Origin of the sequence: Thalassoglobus sp., from assembly GCF_048270125.1 — a bacterium.
In the GTDB taxonomy this organism is placed as follows: Bacteria; Planctomycetota; Planctomycetia; order Planctomycetales; family Planctomycetaceae; genus Thalassoglobus.
In genome coordinates this window covers 17,785-41,687 of record NZ_JBLWTN010000037.1, presented here as the reverse complement: position 1 = coordinate 41,687, position 23,903 = coordinate 17,785, and the positions used below count along the sequence as shown (strand labels likewise).

General features: G+C 50.8%; 15 protein-coding genes. 6 read left to right on the top strand and 9 right to left on the bottom strand.

The window, feature by feature from the left end:
* Positions 1-334: 334 nt before the first annotated feature.
* Positions 335-1,813 carry a Gfo/Idh/MocA family protein gene (locus ACN0YR_RS23380; protein WP_417851628.1) on the top strand — a complete coding sequence of 493 codons (1,479 nt, stop codon included), beginning with the start codon at positions 335-337 and terminating at the stop codon, positions 1,811-1,813.
* A 205-nt stretch (positions 1,814-2,018) separates the two neighbouring features.
* Here the strand turns inward: ACN0YR_RS23380 and ACN0YR_RS23375 are convergent, their stop codons facing one another.
* The 6 genes from ACN0YR_RS23375 to ACN0YR_RS23350 all read right to left on the bottom strand — a co-directional run bounded on the left by ACN0YR_RS23375 (position 2,019) and on the right by ACN0YR_RS23350 (position 10,260).
* Positions 2,019-2,498: a hypothetical protein gene (locus ACN0YR_RS23375; RefSeq protein WP_417851627.1), complete on the bottom strand. Its 480-nt coding sequence runs from the start codon at positions 2,496-2,498 to the stop codon at positions 2,019-2,021.
* A 249-nt stretch (positions 2,499-2,747) separates the two neighbouring features.
* Positions 2,748-3,755, bottom strand: a complete 1,008-nt coding sequence (locus ACN0YR_RS23370) for a DUF1559 domain-containing protein (protein WP_417851626.1) — start codon at positions 3,753-3,755, stop codon at positions 2,748-2,750.
* Between the two features lie 460 nt (positions 3,756-4,215).
* Positions 4,216-4,764 (bottom strand): REP-associated tyrosine transposase, encoded by a 549-nt coding sequence (locus ACN0YR_RS23365; RefSeq protein WP_417851625.1) that lies wholly within the window; start codon positions 4,762-4,764, stop codon positions 4,216-4,218.
* 786 nt (positions 4,765-5,550) lie between these two features.
* A complete protein-coding gene (locus tag ACN0YR_RS23360; protein ID WP_417851624.1) occupies positions 5,551-6,660 on the bottom strand; it encodes a hypothetical protein in 1,110 nt (369 codons plus the stop codon).
* A gap of 717 nt (positions 6,661-7,377) precedes the next feature.
* Positions 7,378-8,736: a DUF1501 domain-containing protein gene (locus ACN0YR_RS23355; RefSeq protein WP_417851623.1), complete on the bottom strand. Its 1,359-nt coding sequence runs from the start codon at positions 8,734-8,736 to the stop codon at positions 7,378-7,380.
* 153 nt (positions 8,737-8,889) lie between these two features.
* Positions 8,890-10,260, bottom strand: coding sequence for an enolase C-terminal domain-like protein (locus tag ACN0YR_RS23350; protein WP_417851622.1), 1,371 nt, complete (start codon positions 10,258-10,260; stop codon positions 8,890-8,892).
* A 238-nt stretch (positions 10,261-10,498) separates the two neighbouring features.
* Between ACN0YR_RS23350 and ACN0YR_RS23345 the strand changes: the two genes are divergently transcribed.
* Genes ACN0YR_RS23345 through ACN0YR_RS23335 form a run of 3 tightly spaced genes read left to right on the top strand, consistent with a single transcriptional unit; the run spans position 10,499 to position 13,840 of the window.
* Positions 10,499-11,557: an AAA family ATPase gene (locus tag ACN0YR_RS23345; RefSeq protein ID WP_417851621.1), complete on the top strand. Its 1,059-nt coding sequence runs from the start codon at positions 10,499-10,501 to the stop codon at positions 11,555-11,557.
* 4 nt (positions 11,558-11,561) lie between these two features.
* Complete coding sequence (locus ACN0YR_RS23340; RefSeq protein ID WP_417851620.1) at positions 11,562-12,476, top strand: DUF58 domain-containing protein; 915 nt, start codon at positions 11,562-11,564, stop codon at positions 12,474-12,476.
* Entirely contained in the window at positions 12,473-13,840 is a 1,368-nt protein-coding gene (locus ACN0YR_RS23335) for an ArnT family glycosyltransferase (RefSeq protein ID WP_417851619.1), read from the top strand. Before ACN0YR_RS23340 ends, ACN0YR_RS23335 begins: the two co-directional genes overlap by 4 nt.
* A 63-nt stretch (positions 13,841-13,903) precedes the next feature.
* Here the strand turns inward: ACN0YR_RS23335 and ACN0YR_RS23330 are convergent, their stop codons facing one another.
* The 3 genes from ACN0YR_RS23330 to ACN0YR_RS23320 all read right to left on the bottom strand — a co-directional run bounded on the left by ACN0YR_RS23330 (position 13,904) and on the right by ACN0YR_RS23320 (position 19,319).
* On the bottom strand, positions 13,904-14,524 hold the full coding sequence (locus tag ACN0YR_RS23330; protein ID WP_417851618.1) for a 4Fe-4S dicluster domain-containing protein: 621 nt from the start codon (positions 14,522-14,524) through the stop codon (positions 13,904-13,906).
* Positions 14,525-14,818: 294 nt separating this feature from the next.
* Positions 14,819-18,004 carry an efflux RND transporter permease subunit gene (locus ACN0YR_RS23325; RefSeq protein WP_417851617.1) on the bottom strand — a complete coding sequence of 1,062 codons (3,186 nt, stop codon included), beginning with the start codon at positions 18,002-18,004 and terminating at the stop codon, positions 14,819-14,821.
* A 13-nt stretch (positions 18,005-18,017) separates the two neighbouring features.
* Positions 18,018-19,319 carry an efflux RND transporter periplasmic adaptor subunit gene (locus ACN0YR_RS23320; RefSeq protein WP_417851616.1) on the bottom strand — a complete coding sequence of 434 codons (1,302 nt, stop codon included), beginning with the start codon at positions 19,317-19,319 and terminating at the stop codon, positions 18,018-18,020.
* 485 nt (positions 19,320-19,804) lie between these two features.
* Between ACN0YR_RS23320 and ACN0YR_RS23315 the strand changes: the two genes are divergently transcribed.
* Together ACN0YR_RS23315 and ACN0YR_RS23310 are read left to right on the top strand one after the other, a co-directional pair.
* Entirely contained in the window at positions 19,805-22,519 is a 2,715-nt protein-coding gene (locus tag ACN0YR_RS23315; RefSeq protein ID WP_417851615.1) for a tetratricopeptide repeat protein, read from the top strand.
* Positions 22,520-22,942: 423 nt separating this feature from the next.
* Complete coding sequence (locus tag ACN0YR_RS23310; protein ID WP_417851614.1) at positions 22,943-23,839, top strand: TIGR01777 family oxidoreductase; 897 nt, start codon at positions 22,943-22,945, stop codon at positions 23,837-23,839.
* The last annotated feature ends 64 nt before the right edge of the window (positions 23,840-23,903 follow it).

Here is a 23,903-nt window from a genome sequence, read left to right as displayed (position 1 = left end):
GATGATTTGAAATCGCTTCTCGAAATGAGAAGCGAATGTAAAGTGTTTGAAAGATGTCGAATGTGACGATTATCACATATTTGTGAGAATAGGCAAATGCGAATTCATGAACAAGTTGGATGCAATAGGAGTTTTGTCGATCCAAATTTTGGGAGAAGGAAACACTGCTCATTCAGAAACCCTGAATTCGTCACGATCAATGAGTTTCCGCTGATAAACTCGTCAAAACTGGTTCGGATCCCGTAGAATAAATCAATGGGCTGAACGTTCCGGCTCCCCCGACCGATTCAACTCTGACGCGACAACCAAAACTTCCTCAGATCAAGGAATACCAATGTCTAATAGTACACGGCGAAGTTTTCTCAAGACGACCGCCACGGCAGCGTTGGCCACCGGTTCCCTCCCAGCACTTTCGAAGATTGCCTCAGCACAAGCAGTCAACAAAAATAGCGAAATCGGCATCGGCGTCATTGGTCTTGGCGGACGTGGGAATGCGCTCGCTCAAGGGTTCCAAAGCGCAGTTGGAGCAAACGTTGTCGCCGTCGCTGACCCGGATGAAAAGCACGCCAGCGATGCCGCGAAACGATACGAGGCTGCTTCGTACAAAGATCTCCGAAAACTCCTCGATGATCCGAACGTCGATGCCGTCGCCATCGCGACTTGCAATCACTGGCACTGCCTGGCAGCGATCTGGGCCATGGAAGCTGGCAAAGATGTCTATGTCGAGAAACCACTCTCCCACAGCCAGTGGGAAGGCCGACAAGTCGTAAACGCCGCTCGGAAGTACAACAAAATCGTCCAGCTCGGAACTCAACAACGTTCCGATCCCATGCAGGCCGAAGCGAAGAAATTCCTGCACGAAGAAAAAGCACTCGGAAACATTATCTATGCGCAAGCGAACCGGCTCGGACCACGTGCCAGCATAGGGAAACGCGACACACCATTGCCGATTCCGAAGGAAGTTGATTACGACCTTTGGCTGGGACCGGCACAAGATGAGCCGATCTATCGAAACAAGTTTCATTACGACTGGCACTGGGACTGGAACACCGGTTCGGGTGAGATGGGGAACTGGGGAGTCCACGTCCTCGACGATGTGCGCAACGTCGCCTATCAGGATTCCGTCACCACACCAAAACGAATCCTCTCTTGTGGCGGACGTGTCGTCTGGAACGATGCGGGTGACTCTCCCAACGTGCATTATGTCTACTTTGACACCGGCTCGTTCCCGACCATCATCGCGTTGAGCAATCTCAACAAAGCTCCGGGTGAGCGTGGCGGATGGAGTTCAAAAGCAGACCGCCCGATGAACGGACCAAGTTCCGGATACGTCGTCGCGTGTGAAGGAGGCTACTACCTTGGTCAACGTGGAAAAGGAGTCGCTGTCGATAAAGATGGAAAAGAGATCAAAGTCTTCAAGGGGGGCGACATCAACACCCTGCACAAGAAAAACTTCCTCGATGCCATCAAATCCCGCGACCGTGACAGCCTCAACGCTGAAGTCGAAACGGGACATATCTCAACCGGCTGGTGCAATTTGGCGAACGTCGCCTCACGCGTCGGAGGAGCCTACGATGCAGAAACCGTCCGCAGTATCGCTCCCGATTTCAAACCCTGGCACATGCTCCAGGAGAACATGCGAGAGAACCTCAAGCCATTCGGGATTACCATCAACAGCGGTGAAATCAAGATGAGCCCCATCCTCACGCACAACCCCGAAACCGAACAATTCGAAGGCGACCACGCCTACGGAGCAAATGAACTCCTCAAACGCCAATACCGTGAAGGTTACGAGGTGAAAGAAATCAGCTAAGGTCTAGAGCAGTTTGCTCTACCGTTTGCCCGTGAAGAACGCATTCCTCTAGTAAAAATGCTGTTCGCCACGAGGCAGATCCTGCAAACCAATTCGAAAGATGCCCTAGCGTCTCTTTCGAATTGATCCTCATGCTTAGAATTAAAAATAGGGAGCCCCCCTAATAGGACGGCTCCCTATTTTGTTGTTGAAACGATTCGACAGTTTACTTGGACGTCAATTGTAGATCGGCTCCTTCCAAGCCGCTTTCCGGAACAGAGACTCTCAACTCTGTTTTCACAGGATCGCTATACTTCGCAGGTAGAACCTGCTTTGGTGTTTTAGAATTGGTGCGTGCTCTTCGACCGACTGGCCGAACGGCAGCGGCGGCGGCCATTTGACCTGCGTCGAGTCCTTCAGTCGGATCGAACAGCGACAAATCCCCCCCCCATTTGGTCACATAGACTTTATTCACACCCGGCAGAGTTCCGGCGATCAACTCGTAATTTCCCTCCTCATCTGTTTTCGCGGAACTCGATTGCTCATCCGTGAAGAAGTGAACTTCCGCGTTCTGCAATGGAACACCATCGACCAAGATTTTCCCGGAGACCGGGACCATCGATGAATTCGCATTGAAACCACAACCGACCAGGACAAGAGCACAAAGCATCATTCCCCATGGCAGGTAACTTTGAAACCGCAACATTGTAATTTTCCTATTCGAATCTGATATGCAAAAATTTCATCGTGTATAAAACTGACGTTGCAGAGCGTTTAGAGCATCTTTCAAATTGCTTTGCAGGATCTACCTCGTGGCGAAAAGCATTTTTACTAGAACTGATCCTGAAACTTGAAATTGCTCTCTCAAACGTTGAGGAAAGTGGCTATTCCAGAGGTTTTCGGACTGGTTCTAGAGAGATGCGTTCTTGACGGGCACACGTTAGAGCAAACTTCTCTAGAATTCTCCAACCACTTCTCCATCGTGGATGTAATTGAGATAGCAGAACGTTTTATAGTCCATGTTCTCATTGAGAAAACGGGCTGAACCATCCCCCATGAGAAACTGTCCTCCACCGGTATGCAGGCTGTTAAACACCCAGGCATAGCTTCTGCCTAGTGAGTCATTGTTGTAGGCTGCATTCAAGTGCCAGTTTGATGAGTAGGGTGTGAACGATGCCGGATCCCGCATGTCATCTCCACTCACAACGCGACCATGTACCGAGGTATGAGTTCCAGAAAGCCCCCAGGGACCGTAGTGCTCAGAAAGTTTATACTCAGGTCCTCCGACACCCTCTCCAATCAGAACCGTTTGTGAGGTCCCATCGCGAAGATCTCGCATCCGGGCAGCACCGTTGTTCCCGAACGCACCAAGACGCGGATCTCCACTGTTTGCTCCATAGTCCGAGCTGTAATCTGTGAAATACCCAGTCGCAAAGAAGTAATTCGCCCGATTCACATCGTTGCGTGAATAGAAGGTCGTCGTTCCTGCTCCGTAGTCTGAGGTCTCAATCCCAGCTGTCGGACATTCCAACACAGTGAGTTTCGTACTGACTGCCTCTGCGTTGACGGCGTCAGTCTGCTGAACAGGATGCCCGTACGGCGAAGACATACTCGAGCAGGCATTGAAGTCGTACTGGTTATACAAGCCCGCCTGATCAATATATGGCAAGAGAAACACCCAGCCCGTGGTGTTCAAAACCCCTGGACGATTTGCACCATAGTAATTCGCATCGTCGTAGCGTCCGGAATTCAGCAGAGCCGGTGGAAAGACATTCATTGTGTCATGATAGTTGTGAAGAGCCAGTCCCCACTGCTTCAAATTGTTTTTGCATTGAGTTCGTCGTGCCGCTTCGCGAGCCTGCTGTACGGCTGGCAGCAACAGTGCCACCAGAATCGCAATAATGGCAATGACCACCAGAAGTTCGATAAGAGTAAAACCACGTGATCGGTGACGCGTAAACATTGAGAGTTCCTTCGGGGAGAAAGAGTCCGCAAGTGCGGAAAGGATTCAAGGAGGGAGCGCTTTCTTGAATCATCTGGTTGTAAAACAGGAATAAGCAAACGACATACCAATTCCAGTATCCAGCCCCGTTTTCACATTTCCACAGCGCAAGCCAGAAACAAAATCTCGCACAATTCCTGTGGTATCATTGAAACTTTCATGGACTCCACGCTTAAGAAATCCAATGTGTGAGAATGATTTCAGAGAGACTCTCACCGGTCGCCAACGCCCAGCATTTCACCACCCTGCACAAGCGATATGCTCAAGAATGTTGATGCGACGATGTCACTCAAAGTACTCGTAGGTTGGGTGGAGCGAATGAGAGTCTGCTCTGTTTGCGAGAAACGGCTTGAATCGATTCTGGCAACTCTGTTTCAAATGGAGATTAGCGGAACCCAACATTGCTGAGCGCGATGGTGGCTTACTCGAAATGTTTGAATTCGTCTCCGTACCAATCATTGGCGTTTCCCCAGTTAATGTCATAATCTCCGGCTTCAACATAGCGATGAAAAGAAGACCATTCCCAATCTCGAACGCGTGATACGAGTTGATGCTTGAGAGGATTCACGTGGATGTAGTCAACGCAACGTTTCAAGCCCGACTCATCTTTGCATGTATGTTCGAAGAAGCGTTTTTGCCAGATGCCACGTTCTCCCTTGCTTTCCCTGCTGGCTGATTTCCATTGCTCGCTCCCTCCGGCTTTCAGCCACTTCTTTGTGAATGTTGCTTTGATTCGCTTCCAGCGAGTCGAATAGTCCGTCTCACCCAATGGGAGTTCCCAGACCGCATGAATATGATCAGGTAGAAGTACAAACGCCACGTTTTTAAATTGCAATTCACCCCGCACTTCGTGAATCGATTGGCTCAGACATCTCCTTCCAAGATCGGTGGTCAAAATCGGTGCTCGACGATTCGTGACCACCGTAAAGAAATAGACTTGACCGATTCTCGACCGACGATAATTCGACATGAATTCAAAGGCTCTAAATGTTGGGTTCCGCGAATCCCTGCTGTGATCAACGCAACATTTCCTTTCTACTTCAACGTTGCATAGGATCACGTTCTTTCATTCGCTTCACCCCAACCTACGATTACTGTTTGCGTGAAAAAGCATAGAGAGGAAACCAGTAGATTTCACAGAGTTCCGCCAGGGCGTGATTCACCGATGAGGAATCCGCCCCCCGATTCGCAGCTTGAATTAACGTCCAGCGAGTCGATTCAAACCGATGTTGGAACTCGCTCGACGTCATGATGTTCCGATCTGTGAGTGAAGGTGGGCAGGCGCAGGTTGGCAGTGCTCATAGCGGACTGCGTGCCCCGGTCTCTGTGAGCCGTGCGAATGCAGTTTCAACATTCTACAATACGGAGAGGTCCATCAACAGTGACGCAGGTTGGGTGAAGCGAAGGAGAGCTTTCGGGTACTTTCAACACTGGAAACCGGCGCAGGTATGCAGGAGAAGAAAACGTCCCGCTTCAGATGGATAGAACATTACCAATGGTGGAAGAACGAGAGTCAACACGAAATTCGCCACGCCCATCCTTACGCTCCGCTCCAGTCTGAGCGTGCCACCCGTGCCGACTCGCTGGAGAAGTCGTGTTGCCCAGCAATTCCTTGGTTTCACTAGCTGAGGGACCACTACCAGAATTACTAAGAGCAACACACGAAAGTGTTCGTCAGTTCAACCGTTTACGATCTGATCGATGTCCGCGCAACGGATGGCTGGGGACTGATTGCCAGGGACAGTAGCGACTGTCCCTATTTCAGTTCTAATCTTCGAAACTGAAGACATTCTGACATAGAGAGCAATCTATCACCTATCCTCTCATTATTAGGCAAGCATCTTCCAAACAATAGCACCTGAAATGTTGGCGAAACATAATAATTAGCGATCTTGTCGTGCCAAGTAAAATGAAGATCCCTTGCTTCTATCCATCCAATAGGTAAATCAATCTCTGATATAACCGTTTCACCATCCACAGAGACACTACCACATTGTACTTTCGAAGAATAATTCATCACAAAGAAAACTTCCTTATCGTCGGTAGTTGTTTTAATTGAACTACCAAACACTTCAGAACCGTATCTTTCAACAATTAATTCAACACCAGTCGATGTCCAGTAGACATTAATTTCTGTCCCAGTTATAAAACTTTTAGCTGAAAATGCTTTGCAACGAGACACAAAATCATCGATCAATGAGTATCTAAGCACGACAGCTAAATCACCGTCACCAGTCTTTCGAAGCTTCCTTTTATAAACCCCACTCCTGCAAGACTCTTGTAGAACTCGTTCTGCGATCTCAAGAGTGAACTCGGCATCTATCAATAAAATGTTTAAAAATGACGGATTTCCATTTACTTGCACATTTAGCAATCTTACTAAATCGGAATCTATGCCATCATCTTCATGTGCAGACCCCATCTGCTGAGCAATGGATTTTATCAACAATTCATGCGTAATAAACTTATCTTTCAAGGACGACAAATATATTGCTTCGTATTCTTTGACGATCTCCTTGAGTGAGTGAACCTGTGGATGGAACATTTCTGGAACGAGTTCTCCTCTCTGTATGTGAAATAATGAAAAACTCATTGAATGAGTAATTGGATTTTCTCGGTCAATAGCGTATGGTGCCGAGACGTAAATTTCATCACTAACATTCAGAGCCTGAGTTAATCGCCACAGCAAGCCTTCTGTCCCACTACTAAAACAAATCAACGTTCTTAATTCTGCAGCAATTTGTTTTACATGAGCAGATTCCCCGTTTTTCAAACCGTTGATATTTGAGCGAAGCAGAAATACATGATCGTCCAAGTCGCGTAGTTTGCCTGCAAGCGACTTAGGAATTCTATCTTTACGTGACATTTTTCACTCTCCTTAATTGGCTTTCAGTAAGCGGCAGGGTGGCCCGACCGACTTGTTCGGTTGGATTGGGTGGCACGGCCCAGACTGGAGCGAAGCGAAAGGATGGGCGTGGCGAGCACGAAGTAGAGACTCAATCATCGACAAGGTCTCGAATAAAATGAGAGTTCACGACTCAAATAACGACAAGGCGTATTTTCGCAAGCAGTGACGTAGGTTGGGGGTGAAGTGAATGAGAGCCTGCTGTGACTGCAAGAAACGGCTTGAATCGATTCTGGTGACTCTGTTCCAAGTGGAAATTCGCGTAACCCAACATCACAGAGCATCATAACGGCTTACTCGGATTGTTTGAATTCGCCCCCATGCCAGAGACGTAGGGGGGGGAGGGAATTTGAACAACGATTTGGTGGGTTACGTTCTCGTAGTACTTTGTTCAAAGGGTATCATTTCTTTCATAAGTAAATCTCGTGTCCCACCATTAACATAGATCGACGAACTCCCCCCATTCTACTAGCTGGCATTCGTAGGTGTAAGTGGTGATGTCACCGGTCGCCTTTTGCTGAAGTATGTCTTGCCTGTGGTTGAACGACTTGACTCTCTTCTTCGCTCATATGTTGCTGAATCATTCCACGTCAACTCGGCATTCGCCACACCCATTACTCCACTACGTTTCGTGCTGGGCGTGCCACCTCCGGGAAATCACGGGACGTTGCTACAGCCTCAAATCAGTTCTCGTGGCACGACGCCGCTGGGGAGTAAGTGGACTGGGCGGCCGGAGGGGTCGATGATGGTGTCGTCGACGTTGAGGCCGAGTGCGCGGTAAACGATGGCGCAGAAGTCTTCGACTCCGACGGGGCGAGAAGTCGGGTATTCAGCGTTGGCGTTTGTGCTGCCAATCACTTGCCCGTGTCGATAACCGCCGCCGCTGAGCAGAATGCTCTGGGCCTGTGGCCAGTGATCTCGACCGGCGTTCCCGTTGATCTTTGGTGTGCGCCCGAACTCGCCAGCGGAGATAACGAGAGTGTCATCCAGCATACCGCGATCTGCAAGATCCTGAATCAGCACACCGACGGCGCGGTCATGCCGGGGCATTTTGGAATCGAGACCACGTTTGATATTACTGTGATCATCCCAGTACCCGGTATTCAACGAAACAAATCGAACGCCCGCTTCCACTAAACGCCGAGCCAACAAAGCCTGCTCGCCCCAGCCTTCACCGTAGCGGTCTCTCGTCTTCTGATCTTCAGCATCCAGGTTGAACGCCTCGCGTGTACGACCCGACATCAAAATATCGAGTGCTTGAGAGTCGACGTCATCAAGCTGATCAAAGGTTGAAAACGTATCGATCTTCCGCTTCAGCTGGTCCATCTGATTTTGTAACGCAACACGATTCATCACCCGATCTTGCGTTAAGCCGTCGCTGAGTGAAAAGCTTTTGTGATCACCGGTCGGCAATCGCCCCGCTTCGTTTCCGTAGCTGAACTCTCCGTATCGGAACGGATTCCGTGCAACACCCATCCACGCACCGCCGTGATATCCGAATCCACCATCGTTCATATTGACCGAAGTCAGCGCCCCCGGAAGGCGAGGACCGAGCAAGTGCGAAGCGACTGCCCCCATTGATGGCTGACGCGGTGCACGGTCTGACCCGTTTGCCCCCAATCGACCTGTCAACATCCAGTGAGCTGCCGCCCAGTGATCTCCATTCCCGTGCGAGAAACTTCGAATCACCGAGCATTTGTCCATCACTTTGGCTTGTTCAGGACAAAGTTCTGAGACATCTAACCCTGGAAGCGATGAGGCAATCGGCTGCCACGGGCCACGAATTTCCGCAGGAGCGAGCGGCTTCATATCGAAGGTGTCAAGCTGCGATGGGCCACCATGCTGCCAGATCATGATCACAGAACGTTTCGACTGTTGTTGAAACGTGCCTGATTCTGCAGCGGTCGCTTCATGCTTCAGCAGCCCAGACAATCCCAGTCCGAGGCCAAACGCGCTCAGCGAACCAACTTCGATAAATCGACGGCGATTCATTCCATCGCAAAGTTGCTGCCGACCTGAGCTTTCAATTCTTAGCATTGCTGTCTCAATTCCAATTGAACTGGCATTCCAACCTGGGAAGCGCACCCTGCAATTTTATCGTCAGTTGCAGGTCACTGACAATCGTAGAACTTTCTTGATATCCCGAACACTTGAAGTGTACAGCTAAAATTGAAGCATGCTCGGGCGTGACTATCCCGCGATGGGGCCTTTTTTCCTGGCAGATTCATACAACCGCTTCCACTGGTCGCTGCCGTCATTTTCAACAAGACGAGTGTCGGCACCATCTTCGAAGAATGGATAACGTTCGCGATTGGCGGCATCGAGCATAAAATTGACCTTGCCGTTGCTTGCAGTGTAGATCTTTCGACCATCGGGCCAGCTTGTTTCAATGAGGCGTTGCGGCTCGGGCCGTCTTTTCGGCTTCGGCACTTTCAACTTCTCGACAAGATCACGGTTGAGTTCGTAACCAATTCCGGGCGCATCGGGAACTCGCGCGTAACCTTCCTCGACCTGAATTGGCTGAACTAACAAATCGTCCTCGTACAATTGATGACAGTTCACCGCCGGCCAGACTGCCTGCTCCAGCGCTCCACCGAAGTGAAGCGAAAAGGCTGCGGTCATTCCAGACCCGACAAGCTGCAACCAGAACGGCATTTCTGTTTGCTCACAAAAACGTCCTCGCGAGATGACTCGCGTTGCTCCACCTCCGATTACAAACCCGTCGCAACACTTTGACCGAACGACAGTTGTTGGAGAAGGGTCTCCATAGTGCATCGCAACTTTCACATCGGTCTTTTTCGTGATTCGCTGATTGTCCCGGACCATCGATTGCGGTATGGGTGACTCGAAGATGTCGGTTTGCGGATATTCAGCGAGACGTTCCAAGATTGGCATTGCGCGGTCGGCGTCGCGCAAGGTGTCATTGAAATCCATATCAATCTTAAATGATTCGCTGACGAGTTTTGTGGCAGCGTCCATTTGGGCGAAGACATCAAACCAGGGACGCCCCTTGGTTTTATACCATCGGTATCCTGACTGCTCCGCCAACTGACATTCGCTCGCCATGTCTTCAGCGATGGTATCGATATTCCACCAGGAGAGCGGTGTCTTCTCATGCACCTTCTGTCCCATCAATGCATGCACCGGGACGCCAGCTGTTTTGCCGACGGCATCAAAAAGCGCCATTTGCAACCCGGAGCCGAGCGTATCATCCCACATCATTTCAATGGCACTTCTGCCGATCACCCGCTTCACATCGAGATCGGAAGGGACGCCCCAGTTGTAATAGAGCAGTGTTTCACCCGTTCCGGTGACTTGCGACTTGAGTTGAACCTCGCAAAATTCGGTGTATCGCCAGTGAGGAAGTTCACGATCCATATTCCGCCGAGGAGCTGGTCGATACTCCAGCTTCACCGTGGTTTGTTTCACGTCGACCACTTCATAGTGGTTTTCCGAAACCGCACTTCCTTGTGCGAGCAAATTGCTGCGGCTCAGCGATGAAAGAGCGAGAACAGATGTTGCAGCGGATTGTGCGAGGAAGCGTCTTCGGGAGGCAATCATGGTGGGATCCTTAAGGGATGGTGGGACATTGAGTTTAACTTCGCTAGATAAGTCTGCAACCACAATCACTTTTTCACCACCAAGAGTGGCGTTGGAACTGACTTCGAACAGAGGATGTGTCTGATGAAGTGTCCGGCGAAACGGGAGATTCAAGTCCGGGTGAGTTCAAAAGAGTCAGGGTCAACAGCTATGATGGTTGAGTGATTTCAGAGTCGCGAATTCAACCCAAAAACTGAATATGACCACCAGTGACCAAAGCTCACCCACCCTTGAAGACCTGAAAGAGTTGCAAGCTGCAACCGATCAGTTACGCGAGGAAATTTCGAAGGTCATCGTTGGCCAGAAAGACGTGATTGATCAGATCCTGATCTCGCTTCTTTCCGGTGGACATTCTCTTCTTGTTGGTGTGCCTGGACTGGCAAAAACAATGCTGGTCAAATCGCTGGCCGATGTGCTGGCTTTATCATTTAACCGCATTCAGTTTACTCCCGACTTGATGCCCGCTGATATCACCGGGACAGAAGTGATTCAGGAAGACCGCACCACCGGACAACGTGAGTTCCGTTTCATTCCTGGGCCAATTTTCACACAGGTCCTTCTTGCGGACGAAATCAACCGAACGCCTCCCAAGACTCAGGCGGCACTTCTGGAAGCGATGCAGGAACGGCAAGTGACCGCGAACGGTCAGCGACACTCTCTGCCCGATCCGTTCTTTGTTCTCGCAACGCAGAATCCGATCGAACAGGAGGGAACATATCCTCTCCCGGAAGCTCAACTCGATCGCTTCATGCTGGAAATCCAGGTCGACTACCCTGATGAAGAAGATGAATTCGAAATTGTACAACGGCGAACGTCTCGTCAAACCACAAGCCTGAACAAAGTGATTGATCCGCAACAACTTGTCCGCTTTCGGGAAACCATTCATAGCATGCCGATGGCAGAGCACGATGTCCGTTATGCCATCGCCCTCGTTCGCGCAACACGAACCCAAAAGAATGAAGCTCCTGATGAAATCGGCCAATACCTGAGCTGGGGAGCCGGTCCAAGAGCATCGGAATGGCTGGTCCTGGCTGCCAAGGCACATGCTGCAGTCACCGGGCGTGAACTCGCCACCGCCATGAACGTCCAAGCAATGCTCCTGCCGATCCTGCGGCATCGACTTGTGTTGAACTTCAACGCTGAGGCCGATGGACTCACCACTGCGCAGATTGTTCAAAAGCTTATCGAGATCGTCCCCGGTCCCGGTGACGAAGCGTCTCAAAATTTTCTGAAACGCTTCATCACCAAAGTTGGATAAGCGAGTGAGCGCCGACCTGCTGACCCCCGAAGCCCTCGCGCAAATGGAGACGCTCTCCCTGCGCGCCCGCTCTCTTGTCGAAAGTGTTCTCACCGGCACACATCGAGGGAATCAACGCGGCTTCTCCGTCGACTTCGCGGAACACCGTGATTACTCCCCCGGTGATGATGTTCGGTTTCTCGACTGGAAGCTGTACGGCAAACGAGACCGATTCTATGTCCGGCAATTCGAAGATGAAAACCAACTTCAGGCCTGGCTGCTCCTCGATGTAAGTGGCTCAATGCGTTACGGATCGCAATCAGCTCCGCTCAACAAATTGAACTACGCAGCCTGTCTGGCCGCAGCGATTGGCTGGATGACCTGTTATCAAAGAGACAAGGCTGCCCTGCTCTGCTTTGATGATTCAATCGAATCCATTATCGGCCCTTTGTACGGAACTGCCGGGACACAAACGCTGATCAATCAACTCGAAGCACTCCTTCAACTTCACCAAGCTGAGAAGACGAAAAGTATTGAAGACGAAAACTGGACCGGCCTTTCAAAAGCTGCCGAACGTGTTCCAGAGAAGTCAATTGTGATTCTCCTGACCGATGCATTTGGCGATTTGACATCATTCCGGCGAGGGCTGCGATTGTTGCAACTCAAGAAATGCGACGTCCGTCTCCTTCACGTACTCGACACGGCAGAAAAGACGTTTCCGTTTGAAGGCTCCGTTCTGTTTCGAGACCTCGAAGGCTCTGGCGATCAGCAAATTCAGGCTCAGGCGATTCGGACGGGCTATCTCGAAGAGTTTAATCAGTTTTTGCACGATCTCAAAAAGACGACCGGCGAAACAAACTGTCGTTATCACCAAGTCGACACTTCATCTCCTGCGGAAACGACGCTCCGCTCAATTTTACAGTCTGGAAGAAAAGCATGATTGAGCCACTTCCACAGAAAACAGCTCCAACCAGCCGGCAACCTCCGAACTGGTGCGTCGGCCTCTTTTCTTTCATTCTATGCTGGACAATTTTTGTCGGGTACTACCACTTCAAATTTGATTTGAACGGTCCCCCATCGACCTCGGGTGATGAAGTCGACTACGACTCAATCGGTTGGGAACTTGCCCACGGACGCGGATTTGTGCTGAACAGCGAAGACCCCGAGTTTAGAGAGCCGTATGATGTTGCAGCGAAAACAGCAGAGCGATTTAAACTCGAACCCCGGCCTCACTGGGAGGTCACTTATCGACCACCACTTTATCCATATGCCATCAGCTACTTGAACCGTCTTTTCGGAAGGCAGTTCTGGGCAACGAGAATCATGGATGCAGGCTTCATGGCTGGCACGCTGGCACTGATCGTGATGACGCTCTATCCCCGCTATGGTTGGCAAAGTGTCGTTGTTGCCCTCGGACTTTTCATCGTCATCGACGTCCGCACACGGCTTTACGGGCGAGCAATTCTAACGGAACCGATGTCGTTATTTTTCACATCGATCATCTGTGTCGCACTCTTGCGACTTCAACGAATGCAGCGAGCTAAACTCTCCGAAATCTTACTGTATTCAGCACTCATCGGGTTTATATTTGGTTTCTCGCTGCTCGCACGAACGATGATGATTCTCTGGGTCCCTGGAATGTGCCTGACACTTTATTGGATCATTCGGAAGCTGAAATTCAATTTTCGCCAATCAGTTCTTGCGGTCACTCTTTATCTGGTTGGAACCGGAGTGGTCCTTACTCCCTGGGCGGTCCGGAACATCAAACTAACCGAAAAGATGATGCCCCTTGGAACGCAAGGGCTTGTCCAACTCTCCGCAGGCTTTGGTGATTCGATCTGGGAATCAAAAGGAGTGTGGCCCAACATTGAAATCGAGGGTTTTTTTGATGTTGTGAAAGACCCACAGGCGTCGGAGCTTGAGTATGAAATTGCCAAAGCTGAATACAGCAAAGCGGAGGCACTCAAATGGATTCGAGCCAATCCGATGAAAGTCGTCCTGCTCACACCAATCAAGATGTATCAGGAATGCCGGCCACGAGGGATAGGCCAGTGGATCATGCTTGTACCGACACTCCTCGGAGTCTGGTCGATTAGGAGAACTCCGCTCGGCAAAGTTCTACTAGCAGTCTTTGCGATGAACCTGTTCGCAATCGCAGCCACATGGTCTGTCGAGGGCCGCTTTCTCGTCCCAGTGCTGTTCCCGATTCACATCTTTGCAACAATCGGGTTGCTCGTGGTACTCCAACCTTTTCTGAGAAAGCTTGGCGTTGGGTCAACCGGCGAAGTTCCAACACTTCAGTAAGATTCGCTGGCACTCAACTTTGAATAGTTCGCTGGCACTCAATGCTGGATGATTCGTGAGGAATCAATCCATGAAGATTCGTTGCCAGTCGTCAAAGATGCACTCCAACAGGTCGTGGCCTTCTTCTGAGGCTGTGTAGCGGACCTTGTTCTCGCCTCTGCTGGTGACTGATGCGATTGCGATCGTCTCACCATCTTCAGAGAACAACCAATCAGGCTTTGTGAACCAGTCCATGATCTCAAGCAGGTCTTCGCGACCCAGTGGGAGGAAGACTTCGCCATCCAAGCGGAGTTGGTAGCCATACTCTTCAATTTTCGGCCAGGGGAGATCCTCTTCAGATCCCTTCCAATATGGCAAGAAATTCGACTGCTCAGCTGGCTTCACATTCGGATTGTGAAGCATGTCGATGGCATTCCAGGGACAAATCGTGAGTTGGTAAACGCTGGAGCTATCACTTGGAGAGCGGTAGCACATCTGGCAACCAATACAGCGTGACGTATCGATCTGGTGGTAGCTTTGTCCAGGAATCGAGCTCGGAACTTCAAAGATGCAATCGACAGGACAAACAGTTGCGCAGGATTGGCAGCTGGTGCAGGAGTCCTTGTTGATCACGTTCAGATACCGCGTTTCTTTCTTGCGGTCGTCTTTACGTGTTGCGAAATACTCTTCAACCGAGATCGTCATCTCAGAATCTTCCTGGAATTAAATACACGACGATTGATACGAGGTCCGGCACTCACAGAAGGTGACCCCAAGTGAGTGCAACTGGCTCAAAAGGCAAGTTGAGGCGTGTGATCCTGTTCCCCACAGAATAGTGTCGGAACTCAGTTCATGCCACAGCTTTGCGTTTTCGACAGAACCAATTCCCGCACTTGAGAGCGTTTTGAGTCACCTGCCTCAATATATTGACGAGAAACACCTTCTCTGGCGAGTTTCGAGGTACAAGCTTACAAAAGCCTTGACAAAAAACAACGTAAGTCACACTGCAGAAAGGGTTTTTGTTTTCTCGTGCACGATCGCCGGTAGCTCTGCTTCCTCAACAGTTGGCTCTCCCTTTTTCATCGTTACACGCAGGATGAGCGGAATAACTATTAGAGTGATCACCGAACCGGAGAGTAAACCACCAATCACCACTCGGGCCATCGGGGCCTGAAGCTCTCCCCCTTCGCCTGTTCCCATAGCAACTGGAAGCATGCCGAGCACAGTCGTCAATGTCGTCATGACAATGGGACGGAAACGCCGGGTACTGGCCCTACGGATAATCTCCAATGCTGGAAGGTCCGGGTGGCGAGCACGCAACTGATTGGCGTAATCGATGAGAACAATCGCATTGTTCACGACCACACCTGCGAGCACAATCAGCCCGATGAACGACTGCACATTGAGCGTCGTGTCCCAGAAAACAAAGACCAGAATGACTCCGATGGCAGCCAGAGGAAGGGTGAACAGAATCAAAAGTGGATCACGGAGCGACTCAAACTGAGCAGCCATGACCATATACATCAACAGGACCGCGAGCAAAAATCCTTTAGTGAGCAGAACAAAACTTTTCTGTTGCTCTTCCCAGTCGCCGCTGATATCGACTTGAAATCCATCCGGTACCGGAACCTTGGCAATTTCGTCGCGAAGATTTCTAACGACACTCCCCAGATCACGCCCTTCTGCTGAAGCCGAAATGATGATCACACGTTGACGATCCAACCGGTCGATTGCCAGTGGGGTGTTCCCAAGCTGAAACGAGACGAGATTCCCCAGAGGCACAAGTCGTCCCGTGTCTGTCGTGACAGAAACCTGATCGAGATCTGCTTGCCGTGAGCGGTCCTCCTTATTGAATCGAACGAGGACGTTGTATTCGTCGCCATCTTCTCGGAAGACGGTCGCTTCAGTTCCGCGAAAGGTCGTTTCGAGCGTGTCTGTAATGGTCTGCACTGTGATGCCGAGATGGCTCGCCTTGGCACGGTCAATGCGAGTCATAAGTTGCGGACGATCTTTGTCCATCTGCTTTTCAACATTCACAATGCCTGTCACGTTCCTCATCGCTTGCATCACGGCATCAGCCAGTTGATTCGCGGTAGTACGATCATGACCCCGGACGAGTATCGCTAAGTTATCTTCTCCGTTGCTGTTGAACATCCTGGCCATCGGTAGTCCGCTGTAGACACGAGCGTTCACATTCATCCCGGGGATTGGCTTGAGATGTTTCATAAACCGTTTACGGATCTCTTCTGCACTCGATTCTCGCTCGTCCCGTGGGACAAGCTGCAGAATCACCCGAGCTTCATTCCAGTCTTCTCCATCATCAGCTGAATCACCGATAAAGACTGAGCTTGTGAGGGTTTCTGGAATTGCAGTTGCAACGACTTCTTCCATGATCTTTGTTTGTCGATCCAGCGTATCGACTTGAATTCCCGGAGCCATCACTCCCGTAATTCCAATTCGCCCATCATCAGTCTTAGGAAGGAAGTCCGTTCCGACGCGAGGAACGAGCCCCAGAATCGCAGCGAAGAGAATCAGCAACAGAGACGCCGTCACAGGATAAATCTTCAAAGCAAATTCGAGGAATCTTTCGTAGACGCGCTCGATGAACTGAAAGATGAATTCCGTAGAGGCATGCAACCATTTGGCGGGAGTTGCAAGCAGATGCAGAATCTTCCGCCCCCGACTTCTGTTGCTCACTGGTTCTGTAGATTTTGTTGTTTCCGACAGCAAATAAGCGGCAAGCGCGGGTGTCAGCGTGAGACTCACAAACAGAGAGCAAATCATCGCCCCGCACACGACAAAGGCCAGCTGGTGAAGCAAGACGCCAGTCATCCCATGCACAAACGCCAACGGGAGAAAGACGATGAGAGTCGTGACGGTACTTGCTGTAATTGCACTCGCGACTTCATTGGTTCCTTCAATCGCAGCTTCCTTGCGAGGGAGCCCTTCATCCCGTTTTCGAAAGATACTTTCCAGCACAACAATAGAATTATCGACCAGCATCCCGATCCCCAAGGCGAGACCACCAAAGGAGACCATATTTAGCGTAAAGCCCCAAAAGTAAATCAGGACAAACGCTCCCAGAACCGAAAGCGGCATGGAAATCCCGATGATCAACGTACTTTGAAAGCTTCGCAAAAAGAGAACCAGAACCAGCATCGCCAGCCCCATCCCCAACACGGCGGAATACTGCATATTCGAGATTGAATTGCGAATATAGTCCGACTTGTCGAGTCGGATGACGAGTTCGGCTTTGCGAAGTTCGAGGTTCAAATCGGCAACAGCTTTACGAACGTCGTCGCTCACTTGAATCGTATTGGCCCCTGCCTGTTTGAACACGTACACCATCACTCCCGCACGACCGTTCGTACGTGTCCGTTGAGTAATTCGTTCGTGACCGTCGACCACTTCCGCAACATCTTTTACGCGAATCACCGTTCCGGAGGTCCGTTGAATGACAAGGTCCCGGATCTGATCCAATGTCTGAAATTCACTTCGACTGCGAATGAGGCGATGTAGATGCCCTTCTTCGAAATCGCCAGCCGGTTTACTAACATTCCCTTCTTCGAGTGCCTGAACGACCTGATCGACACCAATTGCAAGCGACTCCAGTTTCGCGCGATCGATATCGACATGAATTTCTCGTTTGACCTCTCCCCGCATGCCAACACGAGCCACGCCATCGAGACGTTCTAACCGTGGAATAATCGCTCTCTCAGCGAACTGAGTCAGCTTTGTCACTTCCAGTTCACTGTTCAAACTTAAATAGATGATCGGCGAACCGTTGGCGTCGTAGCGACGCAGATACGGCATCTCGACATCGTCAGGAAATGCCTGCCGGATTTTATCAATCGCCTGTCGCATTTCATCGACGGAAACATCTAAATCCGCTCCCCACTTAAACTGGACACGGACACTGCTGCTCCCTTCCAGGCTACGACTGGTCAAACGCTCAAACCCGCTCACCGAACTCAAGACCTGTTCGAGTGGTCTGGTGATGAGCGTCTCCACTTCTTCTGGTCCGGCGCCCGGATAAAGCGTGGTGACTGTGACTGTGGGAAACTCAAGATCAGGCATCAAGTCGACAGAAAGCTCTGTCAACGAGACCCAACCGAGCAGCGCCATAATAATGCTTGCCATCATCGTGCTAATCGGACGATGAACTGCCAGACGAGGAAGATTCATATCACTCCTCCTTTCACTCACCAGCCAGTGGAGCACTGTCTGCAGTTGGATCAATTGCTGGATCAGCGATTAGATCAGCATCAGGATCATCAATCGAATCCGTTGTGGATTTCATTCCACTTGAAAGCGCTCGTTCATCAAGTCCCCAGGGCTGCTGCTGTTGCTCTGCAATGACCACTTGCCCAGGTTTGACGAGTCGATTCCCAAGCGTAATGACGATTTCGCCTGCTTCAACTCCCTCCAAAACTTCCGTGACCAAGCCATCACTGGAGCCGAGACGAACTTGCCGCAATTCGGTCTTTCCCTCGGAATTGACGAGATAAACGGCCTCGCGACCGTTGATTTCCAACACTGCCGACAGTGGTACAATCACACTCGACTTAGCCTGTTCCGAATTCAGCGAGACTCTCGCATACATCCCCGGCTTCAACAACGAGTTCTGATTCTTGATTTCAATTTGAGCAGAGACAGTGCGTGTTTCCTGATCCAGCACGGGAGAGATACGTTTGACCTCACCAATAAATGTCCGTTCAGGATAGGCATCGACAGTCACCATCGCTGCCTGTCCGACTGCGACTTTCCGATAGTCTTTTTCGATGATATTGACGGTCGTCTTGACCGTCTCCAGGTCAACAATTTGCATCAACGGAACATCCGGCTTAGCCAAGTCGCCAATATCGACCATTCGCGAAGCCACATATCCAGAAATCGGTGTTGAGAGACTAAAATCTTTCAGCCCGATTTCCAGGACGTTCACATCTGCTTTCGCTTCAGCGACGCGCGCCTGTTCCAGTTCGACCTGGGCCTGTGCGATTTCGTTGTTTGAGTAAGCGGTTTCGAGTTGTTCATCCGTTCCAGCTCCTCGTGAGGCAAGTCGCTCTTCACGCTCAACACTTTTTTGTGCGAATCGGTACTGAGACTCTTGAACGCGTAATTGAGCTTCCGCTGCTTTCAGAGTTGCTTTCGCTTTATCGAGTGCCTCCTGCTGTCCAGAGTCATCAATACGGCAAAGCGTTTGAGAACTGGAAACGCGGTCTCCAACATCGAAAGGGAGTTCGACAATATACCCATCCACCCGAGAGCGAATTTCTGTTTGGGCGACGGGGAGCAAGTTTCCGACGAGCTCAATGCGTTCTTCTATCATGTCCTGCTGAGCAGCGACCACTTCGACAGCGATCACCTGTTCCGGCTTTGGCTTCTCGCTCTCTGCAATCGCAGCATGAGATTGCAGGTAGATCACATACCACACGCTCCAGGCGGCAGCGATTGCACAGCAGCCGAACAGGACTCGGCCGAACCAGTTCAGGAAAACCATGGGCAGGTCTCCATAAGGTGGGAATAGGTATGATGTTTGGGGAACATCAGGTGGGGAATTCAATACATTAAAGCGGGTTCTACTGGCCCCATCAACACCAATGGAGAATGGCCTGAGTAAAAACACAAGTTCGCAAAGAACGCCATCGAACAAACTGATACTTCGGGGAAATCCGGAACATTACCGATCATCCGACTCCAAATAAATTGTGACACCGAGAAGAAGTGTCCCGTAAACCCTTACATCACAGCAAGTTGCAACACCCACCAACGTCGCAAAACTTACCTCGACACATTTTCCAATATCCGCTAGAACAACATCTCAACTTGCCAATTCCCGGCGAGTCCCTCCCCTCCCGCCCACTCCGGGCAAAACAATCACATCCAGAATTCAAATCACTACTCAATTCTTAGCCTGCTGCTTCTGCGTGAAGAAAACGGTCTGGAATCGGGTAAGGGCACGATTCGGCATTGCCGAGGTCGATTATGAAACCGACAAACAGACTCATTCTGTTTTCACTTTGTCTGACGATGGGCTGTCGGACAGCGGACACGAGCACATTCTCTCTGAAGTCACTCCCTTTCGGCTCGAAATCGTCGAAGGCAGAGATGACTGAAGAAGAGATCGAGGAGAACTCGCGCAAATTTGTCGAGAACGTCAAAAAGGAAGCTGCAAGAACTGAACAGGAATCTGAAGCGAGCATCAAGCTAGGGCAGCAGGAAATCATTGCCTGGTACCAGGACGAAAATGATCGTCACATCGCGACAGCCCGAAAACATTTCCAGAAGTCTCTCGAACTTCAGCCGACACAAAATGTTGAAGCCCATCATGGGCTGGCAGTTGTGGCTGATCTTGAAAAGAATTTCAAAGAGGCTGAGAAACAGTATCAGTACGCATTGGCTCAAGCCCCCAGCGATTCCAAAATTCTCGGCAACCTGGGATATTCCTATCTCCTTCAAAATCGACTAGCTGAAAGTGAGCGATATCTTCTTCGGTCGACTCAAGTCGACCCAACTAATACCGATGCTGTCAAACATTTAGGTGACGTCTATCTCGCTCAAGGCCGACCGGGTGAAGCGCAGGCCACGTACAGCAAGATCATGAGTTCGGAAGCGGCGCGACAACTCGCCAGTGAACAGGTCAAGCCGACCCCAGAGAAACAAGAAGAGTCGCTTCTCGGGAAATTGATGCCTGGACATCAGCAGAAATCCAACGCTGAAACCACTCCGAACCAACCAAGCATGGCAGAGTTGCAGAACAGGGCTGCCATGAGCAGAGTTCAACAACCGGCCCGTGAAGAATTCTCAGGCCTGCCCAGAATCAGTCCTGACATGCAACACCAGTCGCACAGTCAGTACGCCCCTGAGCAACAACTCAAGGATCAATTGGCTGCAATTGATCGTGAGCGATACCAGAACCACCAGGGCTCAGCGATATCGATGAACAGCTCCACCGGAGCCATCGACCAATCTTCGCTCGGATCTCAACAAACTCGCTCTCCCCAGCCGCTGAACGCCAGAGAGCAATATGCTCAAAACTTCCAGCAGCAGCCTCGTGACTCTCGTCAGGACTATAGAGGCAACGGAAACCGTTCGCAGGGAACAGCTCTGTTCATCGGTCGTGAAGGTGAAATTTCAAACCTTTCCAATCCGCAGCAGCAAGTTGCAAGACAGCAACAGCAACAAGTTGTGCGACAGTCTCCCACTCAACTTCCTCAGATCTCATCTGGGCAATTGGTCAATTCAGATTTCAATCCGCAACAACCTCCTGAGGGGAGCCGTTTTCCAACAGGCACGATCTCACAGACTCAATACCTCACTCAACAAAACGCCTCCCACGACCCGCTCCAAAAGCCGTGGAGCGGTGCCTCGACACCAGAGCAACAGAACAACGCTCAGACCAACCGCGCACAGCAGGTCGGTTACCATCCACAAAATCCCTCATCACAGCAGGGAACGCGTAACCTCGGATACGAATATCCGACCAACGACCAATCAGTTGCGACGCCATCAACTCCGGCACAAGTCTATTCAGGCCGCAGAAACGTCACTGAAACTCCCAACCGGAATTCTCCGGGAGCACCGGCATCGCCTCGGCAAGCCTCGCAGCAGTTCAGCAATCCACCGCAACAATTCAACAATTATTCTGAGCAGTTCAATAACTCGAACCAGTATCAAAAGTCTGACCAATACCAACCGTCGCAAATCAACACGAACTCACCGAAAGCGCCAAGCAGTCGAAACGCGTTTGAAGAAGCGAGTCTCGAGGCAGCACGAATGGGAATGGGACTCGGACCGGGATCGATGTTTCCCACGATGAATCAAACCGCTCCCCAGCAGCAGCCGGGAGCGAATTCACGATGGAATGGCAGCAGCTACTCCCAACCGAACCGCATCCTCCCGACAGACATGGCTCCGGTTGATCTTCAGCAGGCCTTCGACAGGCCGACTGTGAACTCCATGGGGCAACAAGTTCCAACTTCAGAAGTCACCAACAGGCCGGAACAGTTCGGGACGGCCTCTCGGTACGATGCGCATCTTCAGCAGCAAAATTATCAAACACCTGGACACCAGCAGCAACTTCTCCAACAACAAAGAAGCCAGCAGCAGCAAATGGAGCAGCAACTTGCTCAACAGAGAATGCCAGCGAATCAGCAGTTGAACCAACAGATGCAGGGAGCATGGAACCAGAGGCAGATGAGTCTTCATACGCCCGCCCCGAATGCCCCAGCCCTGCGTTCTCCGGCAGAACATGGCGGAATGCTCCCCTACGGAACAACCTCAGACAACACGCCTGAGCTTCCACAGAGGCGGCAGCAGCTTCAAGAGCAACATCAAGAACAGCAATACCAACCGTCGCAACCACAGCCGCAATCACAACAAAATTTCTCAGCTCAGCGTCCACTTAATCAAAACTTCTACGGACAGGTCCAAGATCGCACCTCCGGGGATAATCGCACGACATCAGGGGCAGCAAGCTCGAATCAGAACTTTGTCGAACCACCTCCTTACCACTCATCTTCGAATCAGGTCAATCAGTCAAATTCTTACCAGCAGCAACCGATCATCCAGAGTGGCTATCAGGAGACTCACCCAAGCCAGTACGAGCCAGCTTCAAGAAGCTACAACGCTCCGCAACCATCTTCCTATGGACGGCTCCCTGCGATTGTTCCGGGAGAAAAGCAGACGACGCTCCCGTAAGCTCTTCAGCGAGCAGCAAAGAAAGAATGGCAAACCTCACAGGACTCCGGCACAAACGTCCCGGGGTACTGACAAGTCGTTCACTTATTTCCCTCTCGCCATGGTGATTACCCTTAAACAGAGTCGCCAGATATGGATCTCGGTCTATACTTCTTCTTAGAGCAGTTGGCTCTACCGTGTATCCGTGAAGAACGCGTTTCATCAATAAAATTGCTGTCCGCCACGAGGCAGAACATTTACACCAATTCGAAAGAGGCTCTAATCAGAGTCGCCGAATGTGGATTTCGGTGTGTACCTGTATTGTGTGGCGCGCAGTCAATGAAGTCACACAAGTGAACTTCGCGAGCGTGACAGGCATGTTATCGGCAGTACAGAATTTCGGTTCATCTGATTCAGAGATCGGAATCGAGAGGAACAGAGACAATGAAGATATTTATCACAGGTGCCAGTGGACTGCTGGGACGAAAGCTCGTTCCAATGCTCGAAAACAGCGGTCATCAGGTCATCAAAATGACTCGCAGCGAACCGACTGACGCGAATGAAATTCAATGGGACCCTCTTGCAGAATCGATGGAGGAATCGTTGCTGAAAGGTTGCGATGTCCTCGTTCATCTTGCAGGCGAAAACATTGGTGAAGGCCGTTGGACCGAGGCCAAAAAACGTCGTATCCGCGAGAGTCGAATCCAATCGACCGACTTACTCGCCCGCACAATCGCCAACATGGACGATACTCCACAAGCGATGATTGTCGCTTCAGCAATCGGCTTTTACGGTGACCGTGGAGATGATGTCCTGACTGAATCCGCAGCGGCTGGAACCGGCTTTCTTCCAGAGGTCTGCAAGGATTGGGAGGTCGCAGCCAAGCCAGCACGTGATGCTGGCATCCGTACTGTTCACGTTCGCACCGGGCTTGTCCTGTCGAAAGATGGGGGAGCACTTCAGGCGATGCTCACCCCCTTCAAGTTGTGCGTCGGCGGAATCATGGGGGATGGAAAACAATACTGGAGCTGGATCTCGCTGGAAGATATCGCCCGATTGTTTCACTTTGCCATTGAAAATGAAAACATCTCCGGTCCTGTCAATGGGACCGCTCCGAACTCCTGCACCAACCGTGAGTTCACGAAAACCTTAGGGAAAGTCCTTTCACGCCCGACCATTTTCCCGATGCCAAAATTTGCAGTCAAACTTGTTCTCGGCGAGATGGGCGAAGCTCTCATTCTCCCCAGCGCGAAGGCAGTCCCGGAAGTCGCAACGACACACGGATTTCAGTTCAATCATCCGAATCTTGAAGAGGCACTTAAGGCGGCTCTTAAGAAATAACGAGGCTGCACTGCTCGTTTTCTGCACCCACAAACGAGAGCGTTTGCAATGCTTGTCGTGCCCG

Bases quoted from the DNA above. Each gene is read 5' to 3' on its own strand.
- ACN0YR_RS23380 (WP_417851628.1), top strand. From the start codon at position 335: ATGTCTAATAGTACACGGCGAAGTTTTCTCAAGACGACCGCCACGGCA.
- ACN0YR_RS23375 (WP_417851627.1), bottom strand. From the start codon at position 2,498: ATGTTGCGGTTTCAAAGTTACCTGCCATGGGGAATGATGCTTTGTGCT.
- ACN0YR_RS23370 (WP_417851626.1), bottom strand. From the start codon at position 3,755: ATGTTTACGCGTCACCGATCACGTGGTTTTACTCTTATCGAACTTCTG.
- ACN0YR_RS23365 (WP_417851625.1), bottom strand. From the start codon at position 4,764: ATGTCGAATTATCGTCGGTCGAGAATCGGTCAAGTCTATTTCTTTACG.
- ACN0YR_RS23360 (WP_417851624.1), bottom strand. From the start codon at position 6,660: ATGTCACGTAAAGATAGAATTCCTAAGTCGCTTGCAGGCAAACTACGC.
- ACN0YR_RS23355 (WP_417851623.1), bottom strand. From the start codon at position 8,736: ATGCTAAGAATTGAAAGCTCAGGTCGGCAGCAACTTTGCGATGGAATG.
- ACN0YR_RS23350 (WP_417851622.1), bottom strand. From the start codon at position 10,260: ATGATTGCCTCCCGAAGACGCTTCCTCGCACAATCCGCTGCAACATCT.
- ACN0YR_RS23345 (WP_417851621.1), top strand. From the start codon at position 10,499: ATGACCACCAGTGACCAAAGCTCACCCACCCTTGAAGACCTGAAAGAG.
- ACN0YR_RS23335 (WP_417851619.1), top strand. From the start codon at position 12,473: ATGATTGAGCCACTTCCACAGAAAACAGCTCCAACCAGCCGGCAACCT.
- ACN0YR_RS23330 (WP_417851618.1), bottom strand. From the start codon at position 14,524: ATGACGATCTCGGTTGAAGAGTATTTCGCAACACGTAAAGACGACCGC.
- ACN0YR_RS23325 (WP_417851617.1), bottom strand. From the start codon at position 18,004: ATGAATCTTCCTCGTCTGGCAGTTCATCGTCCGATTAGCACGATGATG.
- ACN0YR_RS23320 (WP_417851616.1), bottom strand. From the start codon at position 19,319: ATGGTTTTCCTGAACTGGTTCGGCCGAGTCCTGTTCGGCTGCTGTGCA.
- ACN0YR_RS23315 (WP_417851615.1), top strand. From the start codon at position 19,805: ATGAAACCGACAAACAGACTCATTCTGTTTTCACTTTGTCTGACGATG.
- ACN0YR_RS23310 (WP_417851614.1), top strand. From the start codon at position 22,943: ATGAAGATATTTATCACAGGTGCCAGTGGACTGCTGGGACGAAAGCTC.